21 protein-coding genes and 1 pseudogene are annotated in these 26,121 nt (G+C 69.3%); 13 read left to right on the forward strand and 9 right to left on the reverse strand.

Features of this window, described 5'->3' with window-relative positions:
- Nucleotides 1-185: 185 nt before the first annotated feature.
- The 6 genes from ABZ794_RS00855 to ABZ794_RS00880 form a co-directional block, all read right to left on the reverse strand.
- The gene (locus tag ABZ794_RS00855) at nucleotides 186-2,618 is read right to left on the reverse strand and encodes an ATP-binding protein (RefSeq protein WP_357514190.1); all 2,433 of its coding nucleotides are present in this window, start codon (nucleotides 2,616-2,618) and stop codon (nucleotides 186-188) included.
- 77 nt (nucleotides 2,619-2,695) lie between these two features.
- Nucleotides 2,696-4,483 (reverse strand): DUF87 domain-containing protein, encoded by a 1,788-nt coding sequence (locus ABZ794_RS00860; RefSeq protein WP_357513579.1) that lies wholly within the window; start codon nucleotides 4,481-4,483, stop codon nucleotides 2,696-2,698.
- Nucleotides 4,480-5,403 (reverse strand): PrgI family protein, encoded by a 924-nt coding sequence (locus ABZ794_RS00865; protein WP_357514191.1) that lies wholly within the window; start codon nucleotides 5,401-5,403, stop codon nucleotides 4,480-4,482. Before ABZ794_RS00865 ends, ABZ794_RS00860 begins: the two co-directional genes overlap by 4 nt.
- 35 nt (nucleotides 5,404-5,438) lie before the next feature.
- Nucleotides 5,439-6,353, reverse strand: a complete 915-nt coding sequence (locus ABZ794_RS00870; RefSeq protein WP_357513581.1) for a conjugal transfer protein TrbL family protein — start codon at nucleotides 6,351-6,353, stop codon at nucleotides 5,439-5,441.
- Nucleotides 6,354-6,357: 4 nt separating this feature from the next.
- On the reverse strand, nucleotides 6,358-6,738 hold the full coding sequence (locus tag ABZ794_RS00875) for a pilin (protein WP_357513583.1): 381 nt from the start codon (nucleotides 6,736-6,738) through the stop codon (nucleotides 6,358-6,360).
- Nucleotides 6,739-7,466: 728 nt separating this feature from the next.
- On the reverse strand, nucleotides 7,467-8,348 hold the full coding sequence (locus ABZ794_RS00880; RefSeq protein ID WP_357513585.1) for a hypothetical protein: 882 nt from the start codon (nucleotides 8,346-8,348) through the stop codon (nucleotides 7,467-7,469).
- 838 nt (nucleotides 8,349-9,186) lie between these two features.
- Here ABZ794_RS00880 and ABZ794_RS00885 point away from each other — a divergent pair.
- Entirely contained in the window at nucleotides 9,187-10,122 is a 936-nt protein-coding gene (locus ABZ794_RS00885; protein WP_357513587.1) for a hypothetical protein, read from the forward strand.
- Complete coding sequence (locus ABZ794_RS00890) at nucleotides 10,115-11,098, forward strand: DNA methyltransferase (protein ID WP_357513589.1); 984 nt, start codon at nucleotides 10,115-10,117, stop codon at nucleotides 11,096-11,098. Before ABZ794_RS00885 ends, ABZ794_RS00890 begins: the two co-directional genes overlap by 8 nt.
- 542 nt (nucleotides 11,099-11,640) lie before the next feature.
- Here ABZ794_RS00890 and ABZ794_RS00895 read toward each other — a convergent pair.
- Entirely contained in the window at nucleotides 11,641-12,444 is an 804-nt protein-coding gene (locus ABZ794_RS00895) for a class I SAM-dependent methyltransferase (RefSeq protein WP_357513591.1), read from the reverse strand.
- Nucleotides 12,445-12,842: 398 nt separating this feature from the next.
- On the opposite strand from ABZ794_RS00895, the gene ABZ794_RS00900 reads away from it, so the two are divergent.
- From ABZ794_RS00900 to ABZ794_RS00915, 4 genes and pseudogenes are all read left to right on the forward strand, one after another.
- Nucleotides 12,843-13,394 (forward strand): DNA cytosine methyltransferase, encoded by a 552-nt coding sequence (locus tag ABZ794_RS00900; protein ID WP_357513593.1) that lies wholly within the window; start codon nucleotides 12,843-12,845, stop codon nucleotides 13,392-13,394.
- Nucleotides 13,357-14,097 carry a hypothetical protein gene (locus ABZ794_RS00905; protein WP_357513594.1) on the forward strand — a complete coding sequence of 247 codons (741 nt, stop codon included), beginning with the start codon at nucleotides 13,357-13,359 and terminating at the stop codon, nucleotides 14,095-14,097. Before ABZ794_RS00900 ends, ABZ794_RS00905 begins: the two co-directional genes overlap by 38 nt.
- A gap of 107 nt (nucleotides 14,098-14,204) precedes the next feature.
- Complete coding sequence (locus ABZ794_RS00910; RefSeq protein WP_357513596.1) at nucleotides 14,205-14,585, forward strand: helix-turn-helix domain-containing protein; 381 nt, start codon at nucleotides 14,205-14,207, stop codon at nucleotides 14,583-14,585.
- A gap of 181 nt (nucleotides 14,586-14,766) precedes the next feature.
- Nucleotides 14,767-14,835 (forward strand): annotated as a pseudogene (locus ABZ794_RS00915) (hypothetical protein); the annotation flags it as partial.
- Nucleotides 14,836-14,922: 87 nt separating this feature from the next.
- Here the strand turns inward: ABZ794_RS00915 and ABZ794_RS00920 are convergent.
- Nucleotides 14,923-15,387, reverse strand: a complete 465-nt coding sequence (locus tag ABZ794_RS00920; protein WP_357513598.1) for a hypothetical protein — start codon at nucleotides 15,385-15,387, stop codon at nucleotides 14,923-14,925.
- A gap of 66 nt (nucleotides 15,388-15,453) precedes the next feature.
- Here ABZ794_RS00920 and ABZ794_RS00925 point away from each other — a divergent pair, with 66 nt between their 5' ends.
- Together ABZ794_RS00925 and ABZ794_RS00930 are read left to right on the forward strand one after the other, a co-directional pair.
- Nucleotides 15,454-15,708 carry a tyrosine-type recombinase/integrase gene (locus ABZ794_RS00925; protein ID WP_357513600.1) on the forward strand — a complete coding sequence of 85 codons (255 nt, stop codon included), beginning with the start codon at nucleotides 15,454-15,456 and terminating at the stop codon, nucleotides 15,706-15,708.
- Nucleotides 15,709-15,731: 23 nt separating this feature from the next.
- The gene (locus ABZ794_RS00930) at nucleotides 15,732-16,169 is read left to right on the forward strand and encodes a hypothetical protein (RefSeq protein ID WP_357513602.1); all 438 of its coding nucleotides are present in this window, start codon (nucleotides 15,732-15,734) and stop codon (nucleotides 16,167-16,169) included.
- Nucleotides 16,170-16,314: 145 nt separating this feature from the next.
- Here the strand turns inward: ABZ794_RS00930 and ABZ794_RS00935 are convergent, their stop codons facing one another.
- Nucleotides 16,315-16,566, reverse strand: a complete 252-nt coding sequence (locus tag ABZ794_RS00935) for a transcriptional regulator (protein WP_357513604.1) — start codon at nucleotides 16,564-16,566, stop codon at nucleotides 16,315-16,317.
- 229 nt (nucleotides 16,567-16,795) lie between these two features.
- On the opposite strand from ABZ794_RS00935, the gene ABZ794_RS00940 reads away from it, so the two are divergent.
- From ABZ794_RS00940 to ABZ794_RS00960, 5 genes are all read left to right on the forward strand, one after another.
- Nucleotides 16,796-17,134: a hypothetical protein gene (locus ABZ794_RS00940; RefSeq protein ID WP_357513606.1), complete on the forward strand. Its 339-nt coding sequence runs from the start codon at nucleotides 16,796-16,798 to the stop codon at nucleotides 17,132-17,134.
- A 333-nt stretch (nucleotides 17,135-17,467) separates the two neighbouring features.
- The gene (locus tag ABZ794_RS00945) at nucleotides 17,468-18,004 is read left to right on the forward strand and encodes a hypothetical protein (RefSeq protein ID WP_357513608.1); all 537 of its coding nucleotides are present in this window, start codon (nucleotides 17,468-17,470) and stop codon (nucleotides 18,002-18,004) included.
- 383 nt (nucleotides 18,005-18,387) lie between these two features.
- Nucleotides 18,388-22,212, forward strand: coding sequence for an NB-ARC domain-containing protein (locus tag ABZ794_RS00950; RefSeq protein WP_357513610.1), 3,825 nt, complete (start codon nucleotides 18,388-18,390; stop codon nucleotides 22,210-22,212).
- Nucleotides 22,202-24,439 (forward strand): glycosyltransferase, encoded by a 2,238-nt coding sequence (locus tag ABZ794_RS00955; RefSeq protein ID WP_357513612.1) that lies wholly within the window; start codon nucleotides 22,202-22,204, stop codon nucleotides 24,437-24,439. The genes ABZ794_RS00950 and ABZ794_RS00955 overlap by 11 nt, the downstream gene beginning before the upstream one ends.
- A 457-nt stretch (nucleotides 24,440-24,896) precedes the next feature.
- The gene (locus ABZ794_RS00960; RefSeq protein ID WP_357513614.1) at nucleotides 24,897-26,096 is read left to right on the forward strand and encodes a hypothetical protein; all 1,200 of its coding nucleotides are present in this window, start codon (nucleotides 24,897-24,899) and stop codon (nucleotides 26,094-26,096) included.
- Nucleotides 26,097-26,121 lie beyond the last annotated feature (25 nt).

Consider the following 26,121-nt stretch of genomic DNA (forward strand, 5'->3'; position numbering starts at 1 on the left):
TCCCCTCCCGATCGGGAGGGGTGTCTGGGACGAGGGAGGTCGGTGCGGAGGGCCTGTCACGGGGTGTGTGCGGCACTGACAGCCCAGGTCAGCACTGTGCTGCGGATGCTCGGCGGTCACCGGTGACGATCCCGGTGGCGAGCCGGTGCGCGACCCGGGCAACGCCACCGTCTGACAGAGACTCCTCAGGCCCGGTCGCTCTTCGGACGGGGTCGACGGTCGTCGGGTCTGCGGCTGAGCCGTTCGACGAGGTCGTCGACGGCGCTGGTGTCCTGGCTCGGTACCGCTGCGGCGGCGGCCTGGCGGATGGCGGTCGCCTCTCCGACGATCGGCTTCGGCGGCCGGGTCTTCATCGTGAACGCCGGGGTTTGGCGGCCGTTGACGACCAGCCGCGCGGCGGCGGTGTATGCGTCGAGGTGGGCGAGGTCGTGCTCGCCCAGTTCCGGCAGGGTGTGCCGGGACAGGACTTTCGCGTCTTCCGGCGCGACGGTGAAGTAGATCTTGTTGCGGGCGTTGGCCGACGCTGCGGCGAGCAGGTCGCGGGGGAACTGGGCCAGGTCCTGGTGGGCGAGTACGAGTGACAGCCGGTACTTGCGGGCTTCGGCGAGCATCGTGTCCAGGGAGTTGGCCAGGGTCAGGAAGTTCTGGGCCTCGTCGATGATCAGGGTCGCGTCGCGGCGCCGGTCGGGTTCGACGCCGGCGCGGGCGGTGGTGGCTTGCCATACCTGGGCGAGGAGCAGGGAGCCGAGTAGCCGGCTGGTGTCCTCGCCGAGCACTCCCTTGGGGATGCGGACGAGTAGCACGCCGCCGTCGAGGACGCGGCCCATGTCGAAGCTCGAGCGGGGGTAGCGCATGGTGCGTTTGACGAAGTCGCGCAGCAGGAACGCGCGCAGCCGGGCGAGGACCGGTCCGATGACCTGCGAGCGGAGGCTGTCGTTGAGGCTGTCGTACCACTGCCAGAAGCCGCTGAGCCCGGCCGGGTCGTCCAGGTCCACCGTCATCGCCGAGCGGAACTGGGGGCTGTTGAGCAGCGGTGGGATGTGTTGCAGGGTGACGTTGTTGTGGCGCAGCAGGGTCAGGCAGGCCACCCGCATGACGTCATCCATCCGAGGTCCCCACGCCTTGGCGAAGATATTCCCGAAGATCGACACGAGGTTGTCGACGACCAGGTCGGGGTCGTCGCCTTCGAGGGGATTCAGCGTCGGCGGGTTGTCCTGGTCGGGGTCGAAGAGCACGACGCGGTCGGCGACGCCTGCGGGGAGCCGGTCGAGGATGTCCAGGACGAGGTCGCCGTGCGGGTCGATGACGACGGTGCCGCGGCCGGCCTTGATGTCGTCGAGGGCCATGTTGACCAGCAGGGTGGTCTTGCCGGAGCCCGTGGAACCGATCACATGCATGTGATACCTCGCGTCCGCCACCGACAGGCCGGCACTGTGGCCACCGATTTCGGCGTCGCCGAGCATCTTCACCCCACGTCCGCCGCCGGGGACGGCGACCGGCGCCGGCATGGACGCGGCCCGCGCCCGGTCGAGACCGGGCACGGCAAGGTCCTGCGGCAACGCGGCGAGGGCGGCGAGTTCCGGGGCGGAGGTGAGGAATCCGGGGCCGAGCCGCCGGGCGGCGAGGACGGCCACCGGTGCGGGCATCCGGGTGCGGTGGGTGAGCCGGTTACGGCCGGTGTGGATGGCGAACGCCGAGGCGAGAGTGTCGGCGATGCCCTGCAACCGGCCGTTCGGGTCAGCGCCGCCGCGCCGGTTGGTGGTGGCGACGGCGTACCGGATGCCGGTCTGCCACAGCGGGTGCGCCGTCTTGTCCAGGATCGCCCGGACGTCGCGCTCCACGGTGGGATCCCGACGGGACGCGGGCACCGTAGCGCGGCCGGTGTTGCCGCTGCCGGGCAGGAACGCGTCCAGCAGCCACAGCACCGGCGCGGCCGGGTTGATCGTCGGTACGGCGGTGGTGCCGGCCCGGAGCCGCCCGGCCGCGCGGCGGACCCGCGTTACCCGCCGGGGTGTGGCCGGGCGGGCGAGGATCTGCACGCAGGCGTACTCGCTGGGTTTGAGCTGCGCGCCGGCGGCCATCAGCGGGCGCAGCGGGTCGGTGTCATGGTCGGTGGCCAGCGGCAGCCACTCCGCGTACACGGGCAGCAGGTGCCCACCGGCTGCGGGATGGGCGTCCAGGGGGATCGGCGGCGGCGGGTTGTCGTCGGTGGTGGTGGCCGAGCTGGGCCACGCCGCCCGCACCGCAGCCTCGACCGCCCCCGGAGGGACGGTGCCGGGAACCCAGATCGAGATCAGTAGTTGCCGTCCGGACCACGTGTACTGCCACACCACGTGCGGGGCGCCGTGGAGCAGGTGCCGCCGCCGTGACGGGGTCAGCACGCCTGCCAGGTTCGCCCACAACGCTGGCGCGCTGTGCGGGTCGACCTCCGGCGGCGGCGCGATCGTCACGAGGCGCGCGCCGCGGGCGTGGTGGCGGTGCCGCCCGATCTCGACCAGGTTGCGGGCCGCGATCCACACGATCAGCCCGCCGGCGGCGACCGCCGCCAGCCACGGCCGCTGTGTGGCCCACACGGCCGCGTCAAGCAGCGCGTCCGCTGCTCCGGTAGGGGGCGGGATGGGGCCGGCGCCCGGCCCGCTGGTGGGGCTCGGTGCCGGTGACACGAGCGCTGAGCCGAGGGCTTCGGTCGGCAGTGTCACAGATCGCCCTCCTCGTCGAGGTCGGCCAGTTCGACCGAGTCAGTGGTGCACAGGGCGTGCTCCGCATCGGAGGCGATCGACTCGAAGCTGGTCCTGCTCGCCCCGGAGATCAGCAGCCCTTGGCCGCGGCGAGTCGAGAGCAGCAGCCGCCGCTCACCGTCGGTGAGCCCGAACGCCTCGCCGACGGCGTCGATGGCCTGCGGCGCCTGCCGCAGCAGCACCTGGGTGGAGGCGTTGGACACCACTGCCTGGCCGAGATCGGTGCCCAGCACGTCGGCGGCGTCCTGGGTGATGACGGTCAGCCCGGCGTTGCGCTTACGTGCCGCCTTCGACATGCGGAACAGGAAGCGGGCGCCTTCGCCGTCTCGCATCAGCAGCCACGCCTCGTCGACCACCACAAGCCGCCGCCGCGACGGGCGTTGTGGGGCGTCGACGGTGCGCCAGATCGAGTCCAGCGCGAGCAGGGTGCCGACGGTGCGCAGTTCATCGGGCAAATGCCGCAGCGACCACACGACCAGGTGTCCGACCGGTGCCTGGGTGGTGGGTGCGTCGAACAGGTCGGCGAAGCTGCCCTGCACCCACGGTGCGAGCCGGGCGGCCAGCGTCGCGGCGGCCGGGTCGTCGTCGGCGCGTAGCGTGGCGGCCAGGTCGCGCAGCAGCGGCGCGGGCCGGTGGTGCGTGGCCGGGTCGGCGGTGATCCCGGCGGCCCGGTAGACGGCGAGAATGGCCCGGTCCAGTGCGGCTCGCTCCGCCGGTGGCGGCTGGTGGCCGAGCAGCACGCTGATGAGCGTGTGCAGGAACAGAGCGCGGCGGGTCAACGTGTCCGGACGCCGGTCATCGACCGGCAGGTCCAGGGGGTTGATCTTCACGCCGGGCAGGCCCAACCGGACGATGCTGCCGCCGACCGCGTCGGCCAGTCGCAGGTACTCGTCCTCGGGGTCCACCACCGCGACCTGCACACCCTGGTAGAGGTTGCGCAGGATCTCCAGCTTCACGAAGTACGACTTCCCAGCCCCGGAGCGGGCCAGGACGATCGAGTTGTGGTTCTCCTGCGTCCAGCGGTCCCACCAGACAATCCCCGAACTGGCGGGGTTGATCCCGTAGAGCACACCGCCGGTGGCCGGCGGGTCACCGGGCAGCGGAGCGGGCAGGTCCGGGCTCGACAGCGGAAACGCGGCCGCGAGCGCCTGGGTGTCCATGGTGCGCAGCATCCGCAGCCCATCGCAGGCGAGGGGCAGGGTGCTGGTCCAGCCGGCAAGCTGCCGCCACGTCGCGGGCTGCACCTCCAGCAGGGTGGACGCGGCGGCGGCCCGGACCTGCGCGCACGCCTGCAGGAGTTCGTCTTCGGTGCGGGCGTGCACGGTCAGGTACAGGCCGACGCGGAACAGCTTCGCCGCCCCTCGGGCCAGCCGCTCGGCCAGGTCACCGGCGTCGTGGGCGGCGGCGTCGACGTAGGGGTCGGCGAGCTTGCCGCGTTCGGAGTCGGCCCGCCGGGAGGACTCCAGCCGTGCTCGTTGTCTTCGGAGCCGGTCGGCGGCGATCGGGGCCGGCAGCGGCTCGATGTGCAATGCGAGGTCGAGCCGGCCCGGCCAGGACAGCAGCGGCTCCAGCCACGCTGGGCCGACCTCGGCCGGGTATCCGGTCACGACGAGGGTGGCGGCGAAGCCGTCGCCCACGCGCAGCCACCGGGGTGTGACCTCGACCGTGGCTGGCGCGACCGCCGACGCCAGCGAGTCCGGCTGCGACTGCGCCTTGTCGTCGCCGAATAGTCTCTTCCTGATCATCGTTGGCTCCTTGTCCTGCGGGTGGGGGCGGCCGCGGTGATGACGGTGTCCGGCGCGGCCAGGCCGCCCGGCCGCGGCGGCCGGTACGGGTCGGCGGCGCCGGCCAGAGCGGCAGTGACCGCCGAGCCGTCCAGCACCCGCGGGCTGACGCCGAGGCCGGCCAACGCCCGCACCGTGTCATCGGCTCGCCGCCGCGCGGCATGCGGGCGCTCGCCGGCCGCCGCGCGGGTCACGACCAGGACCTGCCGACGCAGCGGGTCCCGGCGGGCGGCCAGGTCGCCGAGGAACTCCGCGTGATCAGCGCACGCCGCACGCAGCCGCGGATGCGGCTGGGCGTCCACGGCCGCGGCGAGAGCCCGGCTGTGGGAGGCCAGGTCAACCGGTTGCGCGGACACGACGATCTGCGTCGGCGTCGACAGGCTGTTGAGCCACCGACCCCACCCCTCGATCAGGGCCGCCTGCTCGCCCGGTGTGCGCAGCGCGAGGTTCACCGTGGTGGTGCCGACGATCGCCGCCCGCGCGCCACCGAGGCTAATCTCCCCGTCGTCGTCGATGGCGTCGGCGGGCAGCCGCAGCGGCGCCGGCAGCGGCACCCGGCCGCTCTGGGGCGTGTCGACCCAATCCGGAGACCCGGTATCCGCCGCGACGGTGGCGGTGGACAGCGACCGGGGGATGCGGGTGTGGCGGATCGCGTGCAGCAGCCACACATCCATGGACAGGCCGTCGCGGCGGCCCAGCGCCAGGCCGAAAACCAGCCCGCCGAGCACCACACCAGCACCGATGAACACCGGCGCCGGCACGACATCGCGCAGCGTGCGCCACGCGGCGTAGAAGCAGAGCGCGCCGACGGCGACGATCGCCAGCTGGTGGAACGTCAGCCCGTAGGCGACCTTGTCGGGGGCGTCCACGTCGGCGGGCATCCGCGCCCTCAACGGCGCTTCGGGATCAGGCCGGGTCATTTGATGGTCCTCCGAAGGGTGTTCAGGCCGGGGACGGTGCGGGCGAGCTGCTGCACCACGACGACGCGGACCACCGCGCCGAGCATCGTGCTCGTGCCACGTCCGGTCTGGCCCGCCCAGCGGGCCAACAGTGTGGGGATCTTGACGGTGGTCCAGAGCAGCACCACCACGACCAGGAGGTTCAGCGTGCCGCCCGGGTCGACGGGCAGGCCGAACACGGGCAGCATGGTCACCGGGTCGAGCAGTGTCTGCTGCCCCGCGGTGAGGAAGAACGCCTGCGCCACGGGGATCGCCAGGCATCCGGCGTAGGCGCGCCACCACAGCCGCGCGAGACCGTCGGTCTGCGGCAGCGCGTGGCAGGCCAGCGCCAGCGGCGCGATGCTCGTCATCACCAGCAGCGCCACGAACCGGCCGATCAGCTGAAACGCCGCCGTCACGACCAGGACGGTGATGAGCAGGATCAGGATCAGGAACAACAGCGGGACGGTGCGGTCCTGTGCCGCCGCGAGGTGGGTGCGGATCGCGGTGAACGCGCCGTCGCCGTCGTAGCCGCCCTCGCTGATCGCCGCGGTCAGGGCGTTGGCCACATCGATGAGCTGGTCGCAGGCCAACTGGGAGAAGTGCGCGGCGGTGGACCCGACGACCAGTCTCGGGAGGAGGTCCTTGACCGTGTAGCGGGATTGTTCGTCGCCGCCGGCGACCATGACGAGCACGCCGGCGGCGACGAACGCCAACACGAAGACGGTGTCCACGATCCAGACCGACCGGCCGGTGAGCGCCTGCACCTGCGGCAGCACGGTGACCTTCGGTGTGGTGAGCAGAATGCTGGTGATGAGGTCGAAGATCGCGTTGAGGCAGGCCAGGATCGCCGTGGTGAGCCAATCAAGAACCTGGTCGAGGACCCATCCCACGACGTCAACCCCCGACGATGCCCTGGACGACCTGCAGCAAGATCGGGGCCAGAACGGCCAGGCCATAGCCGACCAACGCGTTGCGCAGGGCGAGCTTGGCTTTCTCGACCTGCGACGGGTCACCACCGGCGGTGGCCCAGTACACGCCGGACAGGACGAGGAAGAGGGTCGCGATGGCGGCCAGGATGCCCATGACCCAGGCCTGCAGGTTGGCGATCACCACCGGCAGGGAGTTCGCCGCCAGGTAGACGGCGCCGCCCGGATCGGCGTACGCGGCGGCCGGGACGGCGAGTGACAGGCCGACGCCGACCAGCGGTACGGCCGCACGGAGTGCGAGACGAACGAGTCGCGGGAATCGGAGTGTGTGCTGTGGGGTGCGGGACATTGCGTTCACCTCCCGCCGCTCCGGCCACAAAGACGTGTGACCGGGGGCGGCAATTGCTCGAAGCGGTCCGATGGGACCGCCGCCGGGCGCAGGCGAGCAGCGCCACGAACCGCGTGAGCCCCGGGGGGAGCTCGTCCTCCCTCAGGGGTGGGTTGCGGTCATCAATGTGGTGTCAGCGCATCAATTGGCGCGGCACCCGAGGCGCGCGGATCGCGGCTGCTCGTGTCGCCCGGCGGCGGGCGGGACCGGCGAGCGGTATGGCTCGCTGAAAGTCCCGCACCCCCAAACCAGGATTTGTGAGCCCTGGCGAACACTTGCCGCGCTCACCCGGTCCAGGCAGGGCTCACAGGGCAGGTCAGGGCCTTTCACTGTCGACGGCGTTGCCTGCGGGCGAGGACTCACAGCCGGATCGGAACGGGCTGTGTTCGAGCGGTGTGAGTGCCGCTGGGGCTCACAGTTCTTGACAAGGCCGCATCGGTTCGCCCGTTCCAGGGCACTTAGGACGATGGCGGAGAGGTTCTGATCGTCGGAGCGGAGGGGGACGGCTAAGCGGCGCCTGCGCCGCAAAACGTGCCGGCGGGGCAGGTCGGCTGGCAATTCTGCGTCGGTTCTCTTCTGCCAGTGCAGCGCGCTGCCTCCGGAACAGCTCTGCTGGGACGGGCGCTCGGCACGCGGAAACGGCTGTGGCCCGACGTGGTATGTCGGGCCACAGCCGTGCCGGTTGGTTGTCAGGCGGCTGCTGCCGCAGCGTGCTGGCGGGCGGCTTCGCGGCGGGCGGCCGCGGCACGTCCTGCGCGACGACCGCCGCGCTGCTCGGCCTGTTGCCGCAGTCGCGCCGTGGTCTCCGGCGACGCGATCCCGGTCAGCAGCCCGTCCGCGAGGGCCTCGGCGACGCGGCTGTCGATGCGGGACAGCCGCATGCGCAGGGCGTCGACGCTGACGCCATTCCTTGCGGCGATGGGCTCGATCGCCCGTCGACCGAGCCGCACGTCGATGTAGGGCTGCTCGTCCTCGGGGTCGAGGATCCCGAGGGTCACCGCGCGGCGGACCAGGAGGTCCGGATGCCCGTACGGCGCCGGCGGGGTGCGGGAGCCGGAAACGAGGTGCTCGATGTTCTGCACCGGCAGGTACTCATGCTGCTGCAGCCGCAGGTCCCGCCCGGCTCGCCACGCCGCCTTGCACAGGCTCGCGTACGGCGCGGGTTTGGTCAGGTCCGCCCGATCGCGGAGCGCGGTCAGGAAACCGGTCAGGATCTCGGCGTCGATATCCGCAGGGTCACCGGTGTAGCCCTCACACAAGTGCGCCGCGTATTGCTGCAGCGCCGGCATCGCCATGCCGACCGCGGCGACGACCCAGTGCGGCCCGTCGAGCCGGGCGCGTCGGATCAGCTCCCGCCACACCTCGTCACGCGCCGTGTAGGCGCGGGGGTGTCGCAACAGCCAGTCCCGCAGCGCGGGCAGCGGCATCACCGGCTGCGGCAGACGCGCGTCGGAGAAGAACGCCGTGCAGTCGAGAGCCAGCGGCGCCGGGTCGCAGGTCAGCGCGGCGTAGGCGGTCGCTGCCGCGTCGAGGGCGGAAGTCGGCCAGTTCGTAGCGTCGGACGCGCTCATGTCAACACTCCTGTGACACCGAAAGGATGCGAGTGCCGTCGCCGGCGTTGTCACGGCGATCGGTGGCATCGATTGCGCCACAGAGGGCTCACAAGGTCCTGACAGAGCCGCTCAGGGCGCTGTTCGTCGCCCTCGACCCGCGCCTCTGTCAGTGGCCCGCCCGCACGGCGCGCCATGGCCGCTGATCGTTGGCTAAGAGTCTGACAAAGGTCGCTTGAACTGCCCTGTGACACCCTGACAGAGCCTGTGACCGCGCTGTTCGGAGCTGGTGGCACAGGCTCACGTCGGAACCCGCGAGACGGCGCGGACGACCTCACAGGAGACTTGCCCGTCCCGCTGTGACAACCGTCTTGGCTCACAGCGCCACTGTCACCGCTCGTCGGGGACGGCCCGCGCGGACTGCCGACGTACCCATGACAGTGGCGGGCGCGCTGTCACCGCTGGACATCCCGCACCCTGTGACAGGCGGCACCGCGCCGATGACAACGGCCCGGAGCACTACGCTCGGCCATGTCTCACAGCGCCGGTCAACGCTCATGTCCACCTCGACGCTCGAAGCGTCCTTCTTGACCGACGTCGGCACCGTCAGCGCCTGCTGTCAGTGACCCAGCGTCACTGACAGAAGTGGGTAGGGACGAAGCCGGTCCCGTCGCGGTAGGGCGCCTGCGGATGGCTGCCGTTACGTCGCGCGCACCAGACAGGACGACGAACATCGGAATAGGCCGCTGCCGGGTCAGGCGTTGTGAGCGGTTGTGGGTTCGGCAAGTGTTCGCCGAGGCTCACAAAGCGCGGTTTGGAGATGTCAGCGCTTCACGGCGCGGCGCGGAGCCGACAGCACATGAGCGAGCACACGCCGCCGCCACACCAGCAGGCCGACCACAGCGAGCCGGCCGACTCCACTCTCATCGACCTGATCGCCGGTGACCCGCCGGTACCGATCACGGTCTGGCGCACGGCCCGGACCGACGCCGACCCGCGCACCAGCCTGCCCACCCGTCTGGCCTACCGCCTCGTCGCCGCCTACAGCCGGCCCGGGGAAGCGGTGGTCGACCTCACCACCGACCATGTCCTGGCTCCGATCTGCGCCCAGGGCGGTCGCCAGCACCACCGCGCCTGGTTCACCGACAGCTCCAGCCTGGTCATCGGACCCGCCATCGCCGGCCCGCCGGCGCCCACGACCGCAACCAGCCCGCTCATCGGGCCCGGCGAGCCGGAGGCCGGTGACGCGCAGGACCCGCCCGCGCTGATCGACTGGTTCGGCGACGACCTCACCGACCCCGACCTGCCCGGCGCCGACGCCCCGGTCGTCCGGGCGCCCGACGACGGCCCGCTGGACGCGGCTATCAGCCTGGCGGTCGCTACCTGGCCGCTGCAGGAGGCCGGCACGACCGCCCGGGTCCGCCTCGCCTGGCTCCTCGCTGCCTGCGCGCGGCTGCTGCGCCCCGGCGGCTGCCTCGTCCTCGTCGTCGGCGTCCCCGCCGGCACGCAGCCCACGCCGGAGGACTTCGGGCCGCTCGTGGCCGCCGCCTCCGCGGCGGGACTGGGCTACCTGCAGCACATCGTCGCCGTCGAGGCCGACACCGACGGCGACCAGTTCATCTACTACCACGGCCCGGGCGAGGAACTGCTCACCCTGGCCCACGCTAACCCCGAGCAGTGGTCGGTCGCCCACCTGCGGGTGCACGCCGACCTGATGGTCTTCACCCCGCACTCGACTCCAGCGCCTAGGGTGGGACGGCGCCGTGGCCGCGACGGCGGTGAGCGCCGTGGCTGAGCACACCACTGCAGGATCTTCCGGCGCGAGCGAGCCGGACACCAACAGCTCCGCAGTGGGCGAGGACTACCCGGGCCGGCACCGCGAGTACGAAGGCCGCCACCGCGCCAATCCTGAGGGCCTGTCCGTCTGGGCCACCGCCCAGTCGACCGGCCCCGTCCAGCGACGCGGCCGGTACGTGCCGGAATCGGTCAAGCATCCCGCCCGGATGCTGCCCGCGATCGCCGCCCACGCGATCGCCGCCTACACCCAGCCCGGCGATCTGGTCCTGGACCCGATGTGCGGCATCGGCACCACCCTGGTCGAGGCCGCCCACGCCGGCCGCGACGCCTTCGGCATCGAATACGAGCCGCAATGGTCGAACATCGCCGACGCCAACATCCGCCACGCCCACGACCAGGGCGCCAGCGGACGCGCATCCGTCATCCGCGGCGACGCGACCCGACTGATGTCGCTGGTGCCGAAGGCCCTCACCGGACAGGTGGCGCTCGTGGTCACCTCACCGCCGTACGGGCCCACCGTCCACGGCCTCGTCCGCCCCGGCGAACACGGGGTCGTCAAGTACGACGACCGGTACAACGACGGCGAAGACAAGGGCAACCTCGCCTACCGCGACCTGACCGGCCTCACCGACGGCTTCGCTGAGATCCTGCGCGGCTGCGCCACCCTGCTACGACCCGGCGGCGCCGTCGTGGTCACCGCCCGCCCCTGGCGCAAACGCGGCGAACTGGTCGACCTGCCCAGCGCCGTCATCGCCGCCGGCCTGCGCGCCGGACTCGTGCCGACCGAGCGGTGCGTCGCCCTCCTCGCCGCCGTCCGTCACGGGCAGCTCGTCGCCCGCCCGTCGTTCTTCCAACTCCAACAGGTCCGCAAGGCCCGCACGTCCGGGGTGCCGATGCACCTCATCGCCCACGAAGACGTTCTGATCTTCACCAAGACGCACACGCCTGAGGACGGATCCGGGGTGGTCGCGTGAGGCCACCCACTCACCGCTACCTGTCCCTGGGCGCCGACGTGCAGAGCTGCACGCTCCTGCTGCTCGCCGCCCAGGGCACGATCCCCGGGTTCGAAGCGGCGATCTTCGCCGACACCTCCTGGGAGCCGGCGGCGGTCTACCGGCACCTGGACCGCCTGACCTGCATCGCCGAGCAGGCCGGAATCGAGGTGGTGCGCGTCAGCGCCGGTGACATCCCAGCTGATGCGCTCGACCCACGCCACCGGTTCGCCTCCATGCCCCTGTTCACCCTCGGCCCGAACGGTGAGCGAGGTATGGCCCGCCGACAGTGCACCTCCGAATACAAGATCAAACCCATCAAGGCTGAGGTGCGGCCCCGACTGGGCTACGAGCCTTCGGAAGGGGTCTCCATGACCAGACCGCGACCCACAGAAACTTGGGCGCCCCGCGCAGCCGAACAAGGCGAAGTGCACGGGGCGTCTTCGTCGCCGTTCAACCAGGACTCGGCCGAATGCACGTGCACTCTGCTGAATAATCCGACGACCGCTACCGACAGAAGCGATTCACCGGACACGTTCGGCGAGCCTCAGCTCAGTCAGGTAGCGCTTGACGACTTGGCCCCCGTAGTTGACGTCGATGAGCCGCGCGATGGAGTTCAGCAATGCGCTTCGCTGCGCGTCCGGCAAGGCACGGTGGCCGGAGTAGGTCAACAGCAGATCCAGGTAGTCCGCTGTCGAGTACGGCAACTCCCACTCGTATCGGTAGAAGCTCGCAGGCCCGAACCGCTCCGACGAGGTCAGCTCCCGATCGTCCTCCGGAATGTCTGGAGCACCTTCAAGACGCAGACCCGGTGGGGTCGACGGATCGAAGCGCTCGTAAAGCTTCTGAATCTCAACGAAGAACGCCTCGGTCCAGGTGCCACCGGCGATGTGGCGGGTTCCCACGGTGGCCAGCAGACCACCGAGACGCAAGGCGTCAGCAGACTTCGACACCCGCACGGCCGGATCGATCCAGTGAAACGCCGTCGCGGAGAGCACCACGTCGAACGGTTCCGCAGGCAAGGGCCACTCCTCGAACGCTGCCGTCACCACCTCCACCGAGTCGGAGCCGGCAAGGTTTCGCCGAGCCACAGCAGCCATGTCTGCGCCCAACTCGACGGCCACGATCCGGTAGCCCCGTTCCGCCAGCGGCACGGTCGCCTGCCCGGTGCCACAGCCGATCTCCAACACCCTTGCACCGGGCGCTACGCCGGCCGCAGCGAGATCATCGAACATCTGTGCCGGGTACCGGGGCCGCGCACGGTCATACCGTTCAGCGTCCTCGTTGAAAGTTTCTCGCAGCCTCACGTAGTCATTGCTCTCGCTCACCCAGAGAGAGTACGAGTGCCGCTCCTACGGCAGGCACTCAATTCTCAATGCCGGGCTCGCCGGGGCGCTGCAGCTCGCCCGCCTGCCGATCGTTACCGGAAACTCGCAATAACGTGCCCGTTCCACGACGACGGCTTCTGGTTCACCCTGCGCGAGCACAGCCCGCGGGAGTGGGCGGACGCCGTCGCCTTCGACCGGTCCATCCGCAACGGCTCCGCCCGGGCCACCGCGGACGGACACCCATCGCGCGGCCAATTCTTCCTGCAGCGGCAGCGAGTGCCACTCGACAAAGTACATCTGCGTCCACGTCCGCAACCCACACAAGCGCCTGGCTGCGGCCCCTGGTCCTGCCCACACGGCGAGCCGGTGACAGGCGAGGCCGGGCGCGGGGAGGTGACGTGAGCATTGCCCACACCACCGCCCCCCGCATCGGATCGCTGTGCACCGGCTACGGCGGCCTCGACATGGCCGTCGAGCTGGTGCTCGGCGGCCATGTCACCTGGTACGCCGAAACCGACCGGCACGCCCGCACCGTCTGCGCCCAACACTGGCCCGCTGTGCCCAACCTCGGAGACATCCGCACCGTCGACTGGACCCGCGTCGAGCCCGTCGACGTCCTCACCGCCGGGTTCCCGTGCCAGGACATCTCCAACGCCGGCAAGCGCGCCGGCATCACCGGGACGCACTCCAGCCTCTGGAGTTCGATCGCCGACGCCGTTCGCGTCCTTCGACCGCCGCTCGTGTTCGTGGAGAACGTCGCCGCCCTCCTGCGGCGAGGCTTCGACGTCGTCGAAGCCGACCTGGCCAAGATCGGGTACGACACGCGCTGGCTATGCCTACGCGCGTCCGACATCGGCGCCACCCACCGCCGCGACCGGCTGTTCCTGCTGGCCGCACCCACCCCACGACCCGGTGGAGGTGCGGACGCTGCCGACACCATGCGCGCGTGACGGCAAAGGACCCGGCCACCAGCACGGCCTGCCCGACCTCATCGAACCGTCGGGCTCCACCCACGGCCTCCTACCCACCACCGCAGAGCGCCTTGCTAGCACCGGTCAGCACGGGCACACGCGCCCCGACGGCGCACGGCTACTGCCCACCCCCAGGGCGAGCGACACCGGCACGCCCGGACGACGCGCGGGCGCCGGCTTCCGGCCCCCGCTGTCTGAGGTACTGCTGCCCACCCCGAGGGCCACCGACGGCGAAAAGGGCTGCCCAGGGCAGCGCGGCTCGCACGGAGACCTCACCCTCCCCTCCGCGGCGGTACGGGTCCCGGCCCGGATCCTGCCCACCCCGCGCGCGTCCGACGGGCGCGGCCCTGGGCGCCACGGCGACGGCGGCGCGGACCTGCGCACCACCATCGCCGCACTCGGACAGCCCGACGAGCAGCGGTGGGGCGGCTACGCCCCTGCGGTCGCCCGCTGGGAGCTGCTGCTCGGCCGCCCCGCACCCGAACCCACGCAAACCGGCCGGCACGGCAAACCCGTCCTCGCGCCGCCGTTCGTGGAATGGCTCATGGGCCTGCCCGAGCACTGGGTCACCGACCCCGCCCTCGGGCTGCCCCGCACCACCGCACTGCGGGTCCTCGGCAACGGCGTCGTCCCCGCCCAAGCGGCGACCGCCCTGCGACTGCTGCTCTGCCAGCACACCTAGCCACTGCCAGCCCACGGTGGCTCGTCGCGGGCGCATCCACACACCGTCCGCGACGAGCCACCACCGGTGTCCAGTCGCCAGAAACTACGACGTCCGGGAGTCCACCCATGCCTGCCAACCTGCCCCGAGCCCGACGCCGACCACCGCCGGCCGCCCCCACCCTCGACCGCAGCACCGCCGGCCACGACGAGCAGGACCCGCAGCTCTACACCCCAGCCGAGGCCGCCGCCCGACTACGCGTCCCGGAGTCATGGCTGCGCCGACGCGCGGGCCGCCGCCAGATTCCTTGCACCTTCCTCGGCAAACACCTGCGCTTCTCATCCGCCGACCTCGCCGCCATCATCGCCGCCGCCGCACAACCCCCCACCGGTCGGCGCGGTACCCGACGACGCCGGCACCCCACCGGCGACTTGCCCCACCCCGACAGCCACGCGTCAATCACCATCCCCGACACCGACCGGAGGGAGAGCACACCATGGCCTGGGTAGAAAAACGCGGCATCCGATACCGCGTCCGCCTGCGCATGCCCGACGGCACCGTCACCACCGACTCATCCCACGACCTGCGCGCCGACGCCGTCATCCGCGCCAAGGAGATCGACGTCGAAGCGGCCCGCGACACCTACATCGACCCCCGCGGCGGACGCATCCCCTCGCCGACTGGGTCCCGATCTGGGAAACAACTCACCAAGCGGGCCCCGCCACCTGGGCCGCCTACCGCAGTCACCTACGGCTGCACATCCTGCCCGCCCTCGGCCCGCTGCCCCTGGTCGACATCCGCCGCCAACACGTCAAAACCCTCGCCGTCACCCTCGGCAGACACCTGTCACCACGATCGGTCGCCGACGTGATCATGGTCCTGTCGATGGTCCTTCAAGAAGCCGTCGAAGACCGACGTCTGCCCTTCAACCCCTGCCGAGGAATCCGCATCCCGAAAGGCATCCGCGCTGAGCGACCGCATGCCACCGCCGAGCAGGTCGTCGCGATCGTCGCCCGCCAAGCCCGCCGCAGCGACGGGCTGCTCATCCTCACCGCCGCCTACACCGGCATGCGGTGGGGAGAACTCACCGGCCTCACCCGCGACAACGTCGACCTCACCACCGGCAGCATCCACGTCCACCCCGACGTCGGCGCCCTGCACGAGGTCGAAGGCAAGCTGTTCCTCGGCCCACCCAAGACCAACGACTCCGTGCGCCACATCCGGCTGCCCCGCTTCCTGACCACCCTGCTCGCCGTCCACCTCGCCGAACAACCCCACGACATCGTGTTCCCCGGGGCCCGCGGTCACCATTAGCGGTGCTCCAACTTCAACCGCCGCGCCTGGACGCCTGCCGTCGTCGGCAAACCAGGACGGGGCATGCCACCGGTCCTGCCCGGCATGCACTTCCACGACCTGCGTCACACTCACAAGACGTGGCTCATCGAGGACGGCATCCCCGAGATCGCCCAAGCCCGCCGCCTCGGTCACCGCCTGCCCGGTGTGCGGGGTATCTACAGCCACGTCACCGAGCCGATGATCGCCGCCGTCGTCGACGCGCTGCAACGTCGATGGGAAACCACCCAGCCCGACCGTGCCGGCGATACGGTCCGACGACTGCGCGTGGTCGCCTAACCGAACAGGGGAGGATGAGAGTCATGCTTCAGGCCCTCGTCGCGGAACCACCGTGCGCGGTGTGTGGGCGACCGGCAGCCCACGTCGAACTCGTCGCACCCACCTCCCAACCTGGGGACTGGCAGCGGTGGTCACCGCCGCAGCGCGACGCCTACACCGCCGCACGACAGCGTCACGGCGGCCAGCAATGGTGGCTGCTGTTTTCCGGGACCGTGGCGGGCAACGGCTCCGGCCGACCGGTGGACCTGGCAGAGGCACAACAAATCGCTGACGCCTTTGCCCAGCCGTACCGCTACGCCGCCGTAACCTCCGCGGGCTTCTACGACGACGCCGGATTCTGCGGCCAGTGCGACGCCCCGTACTGCTACCACCGCTGGAACGTCTCCAGCACCGGTTACGGGCGATGCCCTCGAGGCCACGGCAAAAGCCTCGACCCACACTGGTGGCCCGATGATCTCTGAAGCCGAGGATCCGCATTCCGGCTGCGGCAGCGCTGGCCCAAGAAGACAATCCGCGATAACACCCAAATAAGTCGTGGATCCGCACTCGGTGCCGGGCTGCTCGCGACGGCCGAAGAGCCGGGTGCGCTGTCCTTGCCCTGCTGGCTCACCTGCGTCGCATAATCGCCTGCAGCGTCCTGCCGCCCCCAAACTGCGTCACGGTGACGAGTTCCCATCCTGTGTGGCCGAGGTAGTCGGCGGCGGCGAGGGCCTGGCTGATGCTGTCTCCGCCAGCGGCGTAGGCGACCACCGCAAGATGCCGGTGAGGGTAGGCGCGTAAATCGACCAGTTGCTGCAGAACCGCCGCTGCGGTGATGACGCGGGAGTGAGCGACAGATTCATTGGTCTCGCGGGGCATGCCTCGACGATAAGGGCAACCAGCACGGGCAATTGCCTGGCGCAGCTGACGGTATGGTCCACGGCGTGGAAGCTCGGTCCGCAATCGGGCGCTGGTTGTCGGCCTTCTGATAACGCTCGCGGTTACCGGAGGGTGTGACGACGGCGGATCAGCGAGGCCGCGTGCCGTCACCACGTCGCCGATCGTTGGTGCTCCCGCCACGAGTAGCCCGTCACTCGCTGTTGACTCCGTGTACGACGCCACCAACCTCGACCTGTGCCGGCGCACCAACTTTGCGCCCCTGGCGGATCTATCGGTGAGGGTCACTCGTACCGATCCGAAGCTGCCGCTGGCGCGGCAGGGCTCATCGTGCCTGTTCGAGATGCGCACCGCGGGCGACCACCGGGCGAACCTACTTGTCGAAGCCTCCTCGTTGACGAGCGCCGAGGAGGCTGGACGCCTCTACACGGCGACCCAGCAGGTGACAGGCATGACGGCAGACGGCCCCGCCGCCGGCGTCGGCGTCGGCGAGCAGGCCGAGGCATTCGTCAAGCGATCGGACCCTGGCTTCAAGTACACCGCTGCCTGAGGTCGATCGGCCGCATGGGGGTGAGTTTCCAGATCGAGTGGGCGCTTGCTGCCACGCTCATTCAGGGTGTGGCCAGCGCGTCGGGGGTGAAGAAATCGGAGCGGCACCGGGTCGTTATCGGGCTCCGGGCCGAGGAGGATGTCGCGGGCGCCAGCGAAGTCATCGATCAGGTGCCGGGCGCCAGCCCCCGCAGCCCACCTGTCCGACCTCGCCATGCTGCACCGCCTGACTCGAGGAACACCCTCCACCCGCCCACAACGGCGCACCTTCAACGCACCCGCCCGAACCAAATGTGAAACGCCCTCTAAGTCGCTCGTAGGCGATGATGCGGGCATGGCCGACACTAACTGGATTCCGTTCGCCAGTACCGCGCTAGGCGCGGTCATCGCCCTGGGCGGCGCGCTTTTGTCTGGTGCACGCAACGATCGCGCTCAGCGCGGCCGGGATCGGGAGACGGACCGCCTCAACACGTACATCGACTTCACCCTGGCCCTCGACGCTGCTCATGCTGCCCTGCGGGACGTCGCCCGCGTTCAACCCGGCGATGCCGACCGAAAGACTGCGGCGTCGTACGCCGTGCATGAGTCCGGCCTGTACGGCGTGCGGGAACGCCTGCTCATGTCAGCAAGCCCGGCCCTGGTTACGGCAGGCGAGGCGGCCTTTGGCAGGCTGATCGATATCCGCAACGCAGTTAGGTCTGGCGTCATGCTGTCCACCCGCGAGTTCCACGACGTGTACCACCGATTCGCCGAGGCACTGTGGACATTCCGGGTCACCGCGCGAGTAGAGCTCGGCCAGAACCTGCTCAAACCAGGTGATCTCGACCGCGAGACCTGGGCCGAGCGGGAGGGGTGCGTGCTTTGCGAATGAGTCGGAGACCCGGTCTGATCGGACCCGTCGTTTGCGCCCTAGCATTGACCCACACCCATCACCAACTGACGCGCGGCAGTGGCGCTGATAAAAATAAGCTGTTCGGCAGAAGTAACCGATGAAGACGCTGCGCGTCGATGCCCAGCTCACTTGTCTATGTGCCTGGTCGGTGCTACCCGGAATTGGAAGGGCGCGAGCGCACGTCCGGGCATCGTTCTGCCTCGTCCGAGCGATTCCGCGCTATCGGCCGCGCCATCCACTCGATCGGCTGATGACGTAGGGCGGCCGATGCGGTTTGATGGGTGGTCCTTCGTTGAAAGAGGATAAAGCTGATCATGCGGCGGCGGTGTTATCAAGCAGGGATCGCCTATTTGCTCCTGTCCATGTTCTTCACTGCGGCCGCTGCCCTGGCGATCAACTTGGCTGCTGGGAGTATGCCGTCGTGGCTGCCGATCTCTCTCCAGGCGATCCCGTGGTGGTGGGTGGTCGGCTCTACGCTAGCCACGGTCGCGACTTCGCTGCTGCTACGGCGGGCTCAGAGGACGTACGACGCCAGGTTGGCCAACCGCCTGCCTGTGCAGCTGCGCCAGGGTCAGGGGCTGGTGGATCGGCCCGAAGAGGTGGCACTCATTGTTGACGCATTGGTGCGTCGTTACCCGGCGACGGTTGTCGCAAACGGCGCTGGCGGATTCGGCAAGACGACGATCGCCCGGCTGGTGGTCTCGGATCGTCGGCTGCTTCGCCGGTTCCACGGACGGGTGTATTGGATCACCGTTGGCAGGGACGCCCGAGGCCCAGCTCTGCTGCAACTGGTAAAAGATCTGACCCAGCGGATTGCTCCCGGCCGAGCGTATCCGTTCACCAACGATCTCGAGCAGGCTTCGGCGCAACTTGCGGCGTTGCTCAGCGAGAGTCCCCGCCGTCTGCTGGTCCTCGACGACGTGTGGTTCGACGACCAGCTGGCCGCCTTCCCTGTGGCGGGCAGCTCGGCCCGGTTGGTGACGACGAGGGTTGCCTCAGTCGCCGGAGAGGACTACACCATCGTACAAATCGATGGATTGTCGATCCTCCAGGCGCGCCAGCTGCTCACTAACAATCTTCCGAACCTGCCGGACGACCTGATCGGCCAGCTGATGTCGCGTACCGGTGGCTGGCCATTGCTTCTTCATCTGCTGAACCGGGCGTTGCTGCAGAGCACCGCGTCCGGAGTCGACGCCGCTCGGGCCGTTGAACTTCTTCTCGAGCGGCTTCAGCGACACGGCCCTGCGGGCTTGGACTTCGCTAGCCCAGTCGCGCGGAGCCAATCCATCGCCGAGACCATCGAGGCTGGCCTAGATCTGCTCGGAGCCGACGACCAGAAGCGGTTCCTCGAGCTGGCAATCTTTCCCGAGGACGACATCACTCCATTCACCATGGCCGCGACTCTGTGGCGTAAGACCGGCAATCTCGGCGAATTCGCGGCTCGCCGCCTCTCCACGCGGCTGGCCGATTTGGGTCTACTTGCTTTGCACGGCGACGGCGACCTTGTCCTAAACGACGTTGTGCGTAGCCACCTTCGTGGGCGCCTCGACGCCGAGGCGCTGAGGCACCTGAATCGGCGCTTCCTCGAAGCTGTCTCGGAATCCTTTCACGGCGTCGCATGGTGGGAGCTCCTGCCGTCGGTGCCGTACATCCGTGAGCACCTGATCTGGCATCTCCTCGAAGCCGGCCGCGGAGGCGACGCCGAGGCCCTCGCCACCGACATGAGATGGGTGCAGAAGCGGCTGGATCTCGACGGACCTCTCGGGCCTGATGTGGATTTGTCGATGGTCAACAGCGTGCGGGCCGACCGCCTGCGCCACTCCCTCAGGGAGAATCGGCGTTTGATCACCGAGACGGACACGTCCGGCGGACCGGCCCTGCTGACGGCGTTTGTAGAGCGGACGCTCGGTGAACGCGGCGATCAGCCCTTGCTGCTCGGCGTTGACGACGGGCTCGACACGCTGCTTGATCGCGCTCGGCGAACCAGCAATGCCGAGCGGTGGAAGGCAGAGGCGGCGGCCCAGTTCGGGGCGGCCGAGCGATACGCCAAGTCCGGGCGGGAGGAACAAGCCCGGCGGCATCGATTCAACGCGCTGATCGCGCTGGCCCTAGCCATGCGTGGACAAAGTAACGAGTCCACTCGCGAACTGTGCCTCGCCGCGCTGCGAGAGATCGGCGCTGGCGAGCCGAGAGACACGGACGTTAAGTTCGCCGTGCTCGTCTACCTGGGAGTCCCTCAGCAGCACAAAGGGATGGGCCTGGTCGGCTCGGCCCTGCGGGCGCTGGTAGGCGGGGTGAGCACCGCCGGCTTGGAGGAGATTGTGCCACTGCTTGCGACGAGCGAGGCGGCGGCACGGCTCATCCTCGACACGATCCGCGCCGACAAGCAGCTCGCCACCAAGGCCCGCGCCTTTCTTGGCACCCGCCGTGGCGCGAGTGACGATTGGGCGAGGGTCATCGAGCGGTGGCGCCGCGATCGTCGGCGCCTCATCCACCAGCTCACCATCCTTGACCGGCTCGAAGCCGACCCGGAGTCGCTCCGGGAGGCGGAGGACTTGCTCTCGGACTACCGGCTGAACACTGCGGCCACCGATAGCCTGGACGACCTCGCCGAGGCCATTGCTGTTTTTCGCACGGCGCTCAACGAGTGGCACTTCGACGAGAAGGACGCGGCGTTGCGCAAGGCTGAGCGTCTCGCTGGCGCGGCTAGGGCCGAGGTTCGCGCTGCGCCGACCGCGCTCGGCGCCCAGCTCGCCTACCCAGCCGCCGAGCGCATCGAGGAACTGGCCCGCGAGAAGCGCCGAGAGTTGGCCGCCGGCCACCCACCGAAACCCGAGATCACCGCCGCGCTGCCGATCGTGAGCTTTCGGGACGGCGTCGCGACCGTGCAGATCCGGATCGGCAACGCAGACGACCGCGCCCCGATGGAGCTGGCGATGGTGGACGTCACCGCCGACCCGGCACTCTTCCACGTGCCGGAGAGTCGGATCGAGCTGTCCTCTCCCCTGCGCGGCGGTACCTCGGAGACGATCCTCGTCCGGCTGGACACCCGCGACGACCAGGATACCGCCGAGATCGACGTCGCGCTGACCCACGGGAATGGTACTGAGCTGCTCACCGAGCGCCTGACGATCCCGATTAGTCGAAGCTTCGAGCGGATCAAGCCAAACCCCTTCGCGGCAGGTGCCCTGGGGCGCCCGGTCGACGACCCACAGATGTTCTACGGCCGGGACGACCTGATCACCCGTATTCGGCAACGGCTGCGCGAGGTCGCCTCACCCGGCGCGGGCATCGCGATCTTTGGCCGGAAGCGCACCGGGAAATCCTCGATCCGGGTGCAGCTGCGCCGCTGCCTCGCGGAAGACGACGGCCTGTCGGTCGTCGATGTCGGCAACCTCGGCGAACTCACCCCGCAGCAGAGCACCGACAAGCTGCTCGGCGTGCTGCTGTGGCGGATTCTGACTGGAGCCGACCAGGCCGTCACCGACGGGCCACGGCTCATCCCCGAGGGCTTCGACCGGCAATCGCTGATCGCCAGCCCCGACCCGGTCCAGGACTTCAGCCGCATTTTCTTGGACCAGCCGCGTCGCCCGCCCTGGGTGGTGATGATGGATGAGTTTCAATACCTAGAGCAGTGGATTAGGATGAGGCTAATCCCTGCGTCCTTCCTGCAAGCATTCAAGGCTATCGTTGAGCGCCAACTCTTCCACCTGGTGCTCGTCGGCCAGTCCGAGCTGGAGCAACTGATCAAGGACGACCCAAACACGTTCGGCGTGTTCGGTCTGGAACGGGTGACCTACCTAGCTGAGGAGGACGCCCGCGCGTTGGTCCAGCGGCCGATCCGGGCGGCGGACGGCGAGACGCGATACCGCGGCCGGGCGGTTGACGACATCCTGCGGCTAAGCGGTGGTAGCCCGTACTACGTTCAACGGCTCTGCGCCGGACTTGTCGACTACATGAATGACCAGCGCGCCTCCCTGGTCACCGAGGCCGACGTTGCGCTGGTCGCCGATGCGATGCTGGCCAAGATGACCGCCGCTGACTTCGACAGCCTGGAACCTGTCGCGGACGCCGCTGAGGCGCGCCGCCTGCTCGCCGCCGTCGACTCAGGAGAGGACCGCATCGTGGTCGGTCTTTACGAGAAATGGCTCCGGCGGAACTTCGGAAGAGGTACCGATGTCCGTTAACCCCTACCGCTTCGCCAGCCGCCCCGCGGCCGGATTGGATTTCGTGGACCGGCCCGCCCTGGTTCGCCGGGTGACTGAGGTGTGGGAGGAGCCGGGACGGCCAGGCAACTTGAGCATCATCGGAAACCTCCGGACCGGCAAGACCAGCCTGATGCTGCACGCGCTGCGGCTGATGGAGCGCACCGATTTGACCGTGGCGCGGATCAACGTCGTCATCCACGGCTCCGCCTTCGATTTTTTCCGGTCGATCGCTGAGCAGCTCACCGATCTTCCCGACCTCGCTGCGGTCGTCGACTCGGTGCGAGCTGCCCGCGATTGGTACGACCTGAGTAACGCGGTAACCGCCCTCTTCAAGGAGGTTGGCCGCCACCACCAGTATGTGCTTCTCGTGCTCGACGAGTTCGACCGCGCGCCTTTCGTTCTGGCCGACCTCTCCGCCTTCCAACTGCTCCGATCCCTGGCGAGCGAGCCCGAGTATCCGGTCGGGCTTATCACCGTCTCCCGCCGCGCGGTGATCGACATCGAGACCGACGCCGCCGGTGGGTCCCGGCTCGACGGGGTGCTCGGCACGCGGTGTTACGTCGGCATGTTCACCGCCGGGGAGGCCGCCGAACTGATCGGCCGGGCTCGTCCCGTCGTCGACTTGTCCGGTGTGGCCGCGGAGATTACCGACATGGTCGGCCGCCATCCGTATCTGCTTTCCGCGCTGTGCGCTCGGATCGTCGACCGATATCTGGAAACTGGCGCCGTAGACGTGGCGGACGCCTACGAGTTGCAGCGTGCGGACTTCGGCGATTACTACGACCGCCTGCTGTATGACATCGACGCGGACTCGGACGGCAGCGGCAGAACCGCGCTGATCGAGATTGCCCGCGGTGCTGACCCCATGTCGGACTCGATGGAGGCGCAGAATCTAATCGCCACGGGGGTGGTGGAGCAGGGCGCCGACCGCGTGACGCTCTTCTCCAGAGAGTTCGGCCGCTATCTACTGACCCGCCGGGTACCGGCCCTGTCGGCGAAAAAGCCGGACCGGGGCGTCGCCCTAATAGTCGCCACCGAGTGGGACTCGCGGCACGGCGGACTAAGCACCTTGAACCGGCAGCTGTGCCTGGGCCTCGCCGATCAAGAGGTCCGGGTGTTCTGCATGGTGCTCGACGCCACCGACAGGGAAGTGGCCGAGGCCGGTGAGGCGGGAGTGACTTTGCTCCGCCGTAAGCCGGTTGCCGGCGCCCCTGATGAGCACCGGCTCTTCCGGCGACCGGAACTGCCCGACGGTGTTGTGCCGACCCTCGTCATCGGGCACGGCCGGGTCACCGGTCCGGCCGCGCTGGTACAGGGCGAGGACTACTTCCCCCGATCGACGAAGCTCCACTTCATCCACATGGCCCCGGACGAGATCGAATTTCTCAAGCTCGACCGGGACGACGATGTCGCCGAAGCCGCAGAGATCCGCACCCGAATCGAGCTTCAGCTGGGCCGAAGCGCCGACCGGGTGGTCGCCGTTGGGCCGCGGCTGCACGGTCGCTTCCTCGGCTATTTCACCGGCCACGACGATCACGAGCCGCTGCTGTTCAATCCAGGTTTCGACCTGCTCGATCCCCGCCCGCGTAAGGTGCCGGCCGGCACGCCGATGGCTGTACTTACGCTCGGGCGGATGGAGGACGCGCATCTCAAGGGCCTGGATATCGCCGCGCGGGCGTGCGGTCAGGTCGCCAGTTGGCGGCACGACCAGCGGTTGCGCCCGATTGAACTAGTGGTCCGCGGCACACCAGCGGGCAGTGGCGGAAGGATGCAGGCCCAATTGACTAAGTGGGCAGGCAACACCAACCTCACCGTCGTTCCACGCATGTACACGCCCGAGGCCGAGCGGCTTACCGAAGATCTTCAACGATCGAGCCTGTTTCTCATGCCGTCCCGCGCCGAGGGCTTCGGGCTGGTCGGGCTAGAAGCCATCGTCGCGGGCACGCCGGTTCTGATCAGCGAGAAGAGCGGTCTGGGTGAGCTGCTAATCGATCTGCTCGGCGCGGAGCGGGCGGCGCCCTGGGTCGTGCCGATGGTCGGTGACACCGGCCGAGACGCCGAGACGTGGGCTCGCTCGGTCGAGCGAGTGCTGCTCGACTCTGTGGCCGCCTTCGCCAAAGCCGAAGAGCTGCGCCTCGAGCTGTCCAAGCGGCTGACCCGCGCCGGCGCCGTCGAGACGCTGCTTGAGAAGATCCACGCTGATTAGAGCTCGCGTCAAGAATGCGTCGCGTGCGACTCGCCGAACGGACGTCAGCAGTCAACTGGCTACCAACTGCTCTCCAGAAGCTTTGCTCCCTTGTCTACTGGCTGCGGCAGCCCGCTCAGGAGCCCAGCGTCGGGGGAGCAGGTGGGGAGAAACAGGGTGCGCTGAACGGCCTCCAACTGCACGTCTTTGCGGAGGAGAAGCAGGCCGATCGGCAGGCCCGTGAGGCGCTTTTCTGCACGTTCAATGCGGATCTCGGCTTCTTCGAGCGGGCGGTGCTCGGCGTCACCCAGGCGACCGGCGCTCGCGTGGCGGTCGTCGGTGACCTGCGGGTGTCCAACCCGGACCCCGTGCCGCTCGGAATGCGGGTACCCGCTATGTACACGGGCTCGCCGTTACCCCGGCCGGGAGCGCCGTCCACCCCAAGCTCACTGTCATCGTGGGGCCCGCACGGGCGCTGGTGGCGATCGGCTCGGGCAACCTGTCGGTCGGTGGCTGGCACCTCAACGCCGAGACCTGGACGATCGCCGCAGCGGATCGGGAGAGGTGTCTCCGGCTGATTTTCGACGCGGCCGAGTGGCTGCGTAGAGTCGTGGAGCTCTGCACGATCAGCCCGCCTGCTGCGGACGCGATTGGCCGCACCGCAGCCGCGCTCGATGCGCTGAGCGGCGGCGAGTTGGTCGATACGGGCCACCGGCTGGTAGACACGTTGGACGCTCCCATCGTCGACCAGCTTCCGGATACGTCCGTGGAGCACCTACGGCTCTATGCACCGTTTCACGATGAGCGGGCCGAGGCGATTCAAGAGCTAGTGGTGCGCCTCGCCCCGGCACGTGTCACGCTCGCGGTACAGTCCGACCACCGCACGGTCGTGCAGCCTAACGCGATAGCACGGCTGATCGAGGACCTCGGCATCAGCCTCGAGGTGGTGGAGGACCGGCATCGGTCGTACCGGCATGGCAAGCTCGTCGAGGCCATCGACTACGACGGTGCGTGCTGGACCCTCACCGGGAGCCCCAACCTGCCCGCGGCCGCCCTGCTCAAGCCGGTTGCCGGCGGCGGGAACGTTGAGCTCCCGGAACGGACGATGCGCCGGCTGAGCGACGAGCCGCGGGGCAACTCGCAGGGACCGGTCGAGATCTTGACCGACGCGCGCCTGGCGGACCGGTGGCTGAGCGGGATCCGGCAGCTCGCCGCCGCTCGCGCCAGCATCGCCCTGCCGGCTGCCGGCGGCACGGACTCGCCGATCGGCGAGTCGAAGGCAGCTACCAGCACGCCTAGGCTCGACACCGACCCCGAGGACTGGCTGCGGTACAGCGACGACGCCAAGACCCGGCTCGGCACAGCGATGTTCCACTTCTCGCTCGGCGGCTTCCCGGCCATCGCCGCCGCCAGCACGAGCTACACCGGCGACCTGCTCCAGCCGACCGATCTGCTGAGTGACGAACGCACCGCAGGGCTCGACGAGGACGACGCAAACACGATCAACGACGACATCGATCCGTCGACCGGGCAGGACGCCGAGACCGGCGCCTCCAGCAACGCGGAGGACGAGAGCGACCCGAACGAGGACAGCGACGAGAACGAAGAGCGTTGCTTCGCTGAGCTTCCGGCCAACCGAACGGAGGCAGGGAAGCGGGCGTATGAACGAATGCTCTGAACGGCACGAATCCGCTAACGTGCCG

This window comes from Micromonospora sp. NPDC047187 (assembly GCF_040643355.1).
In the GTDB taxonomy this organism is placed as follows: Bacteria; Actinomycetota; Actinomycetes; order Mycobacteriales; family Micromonosporaceae; genus Micromonospora; species Micromonospora salmantinae.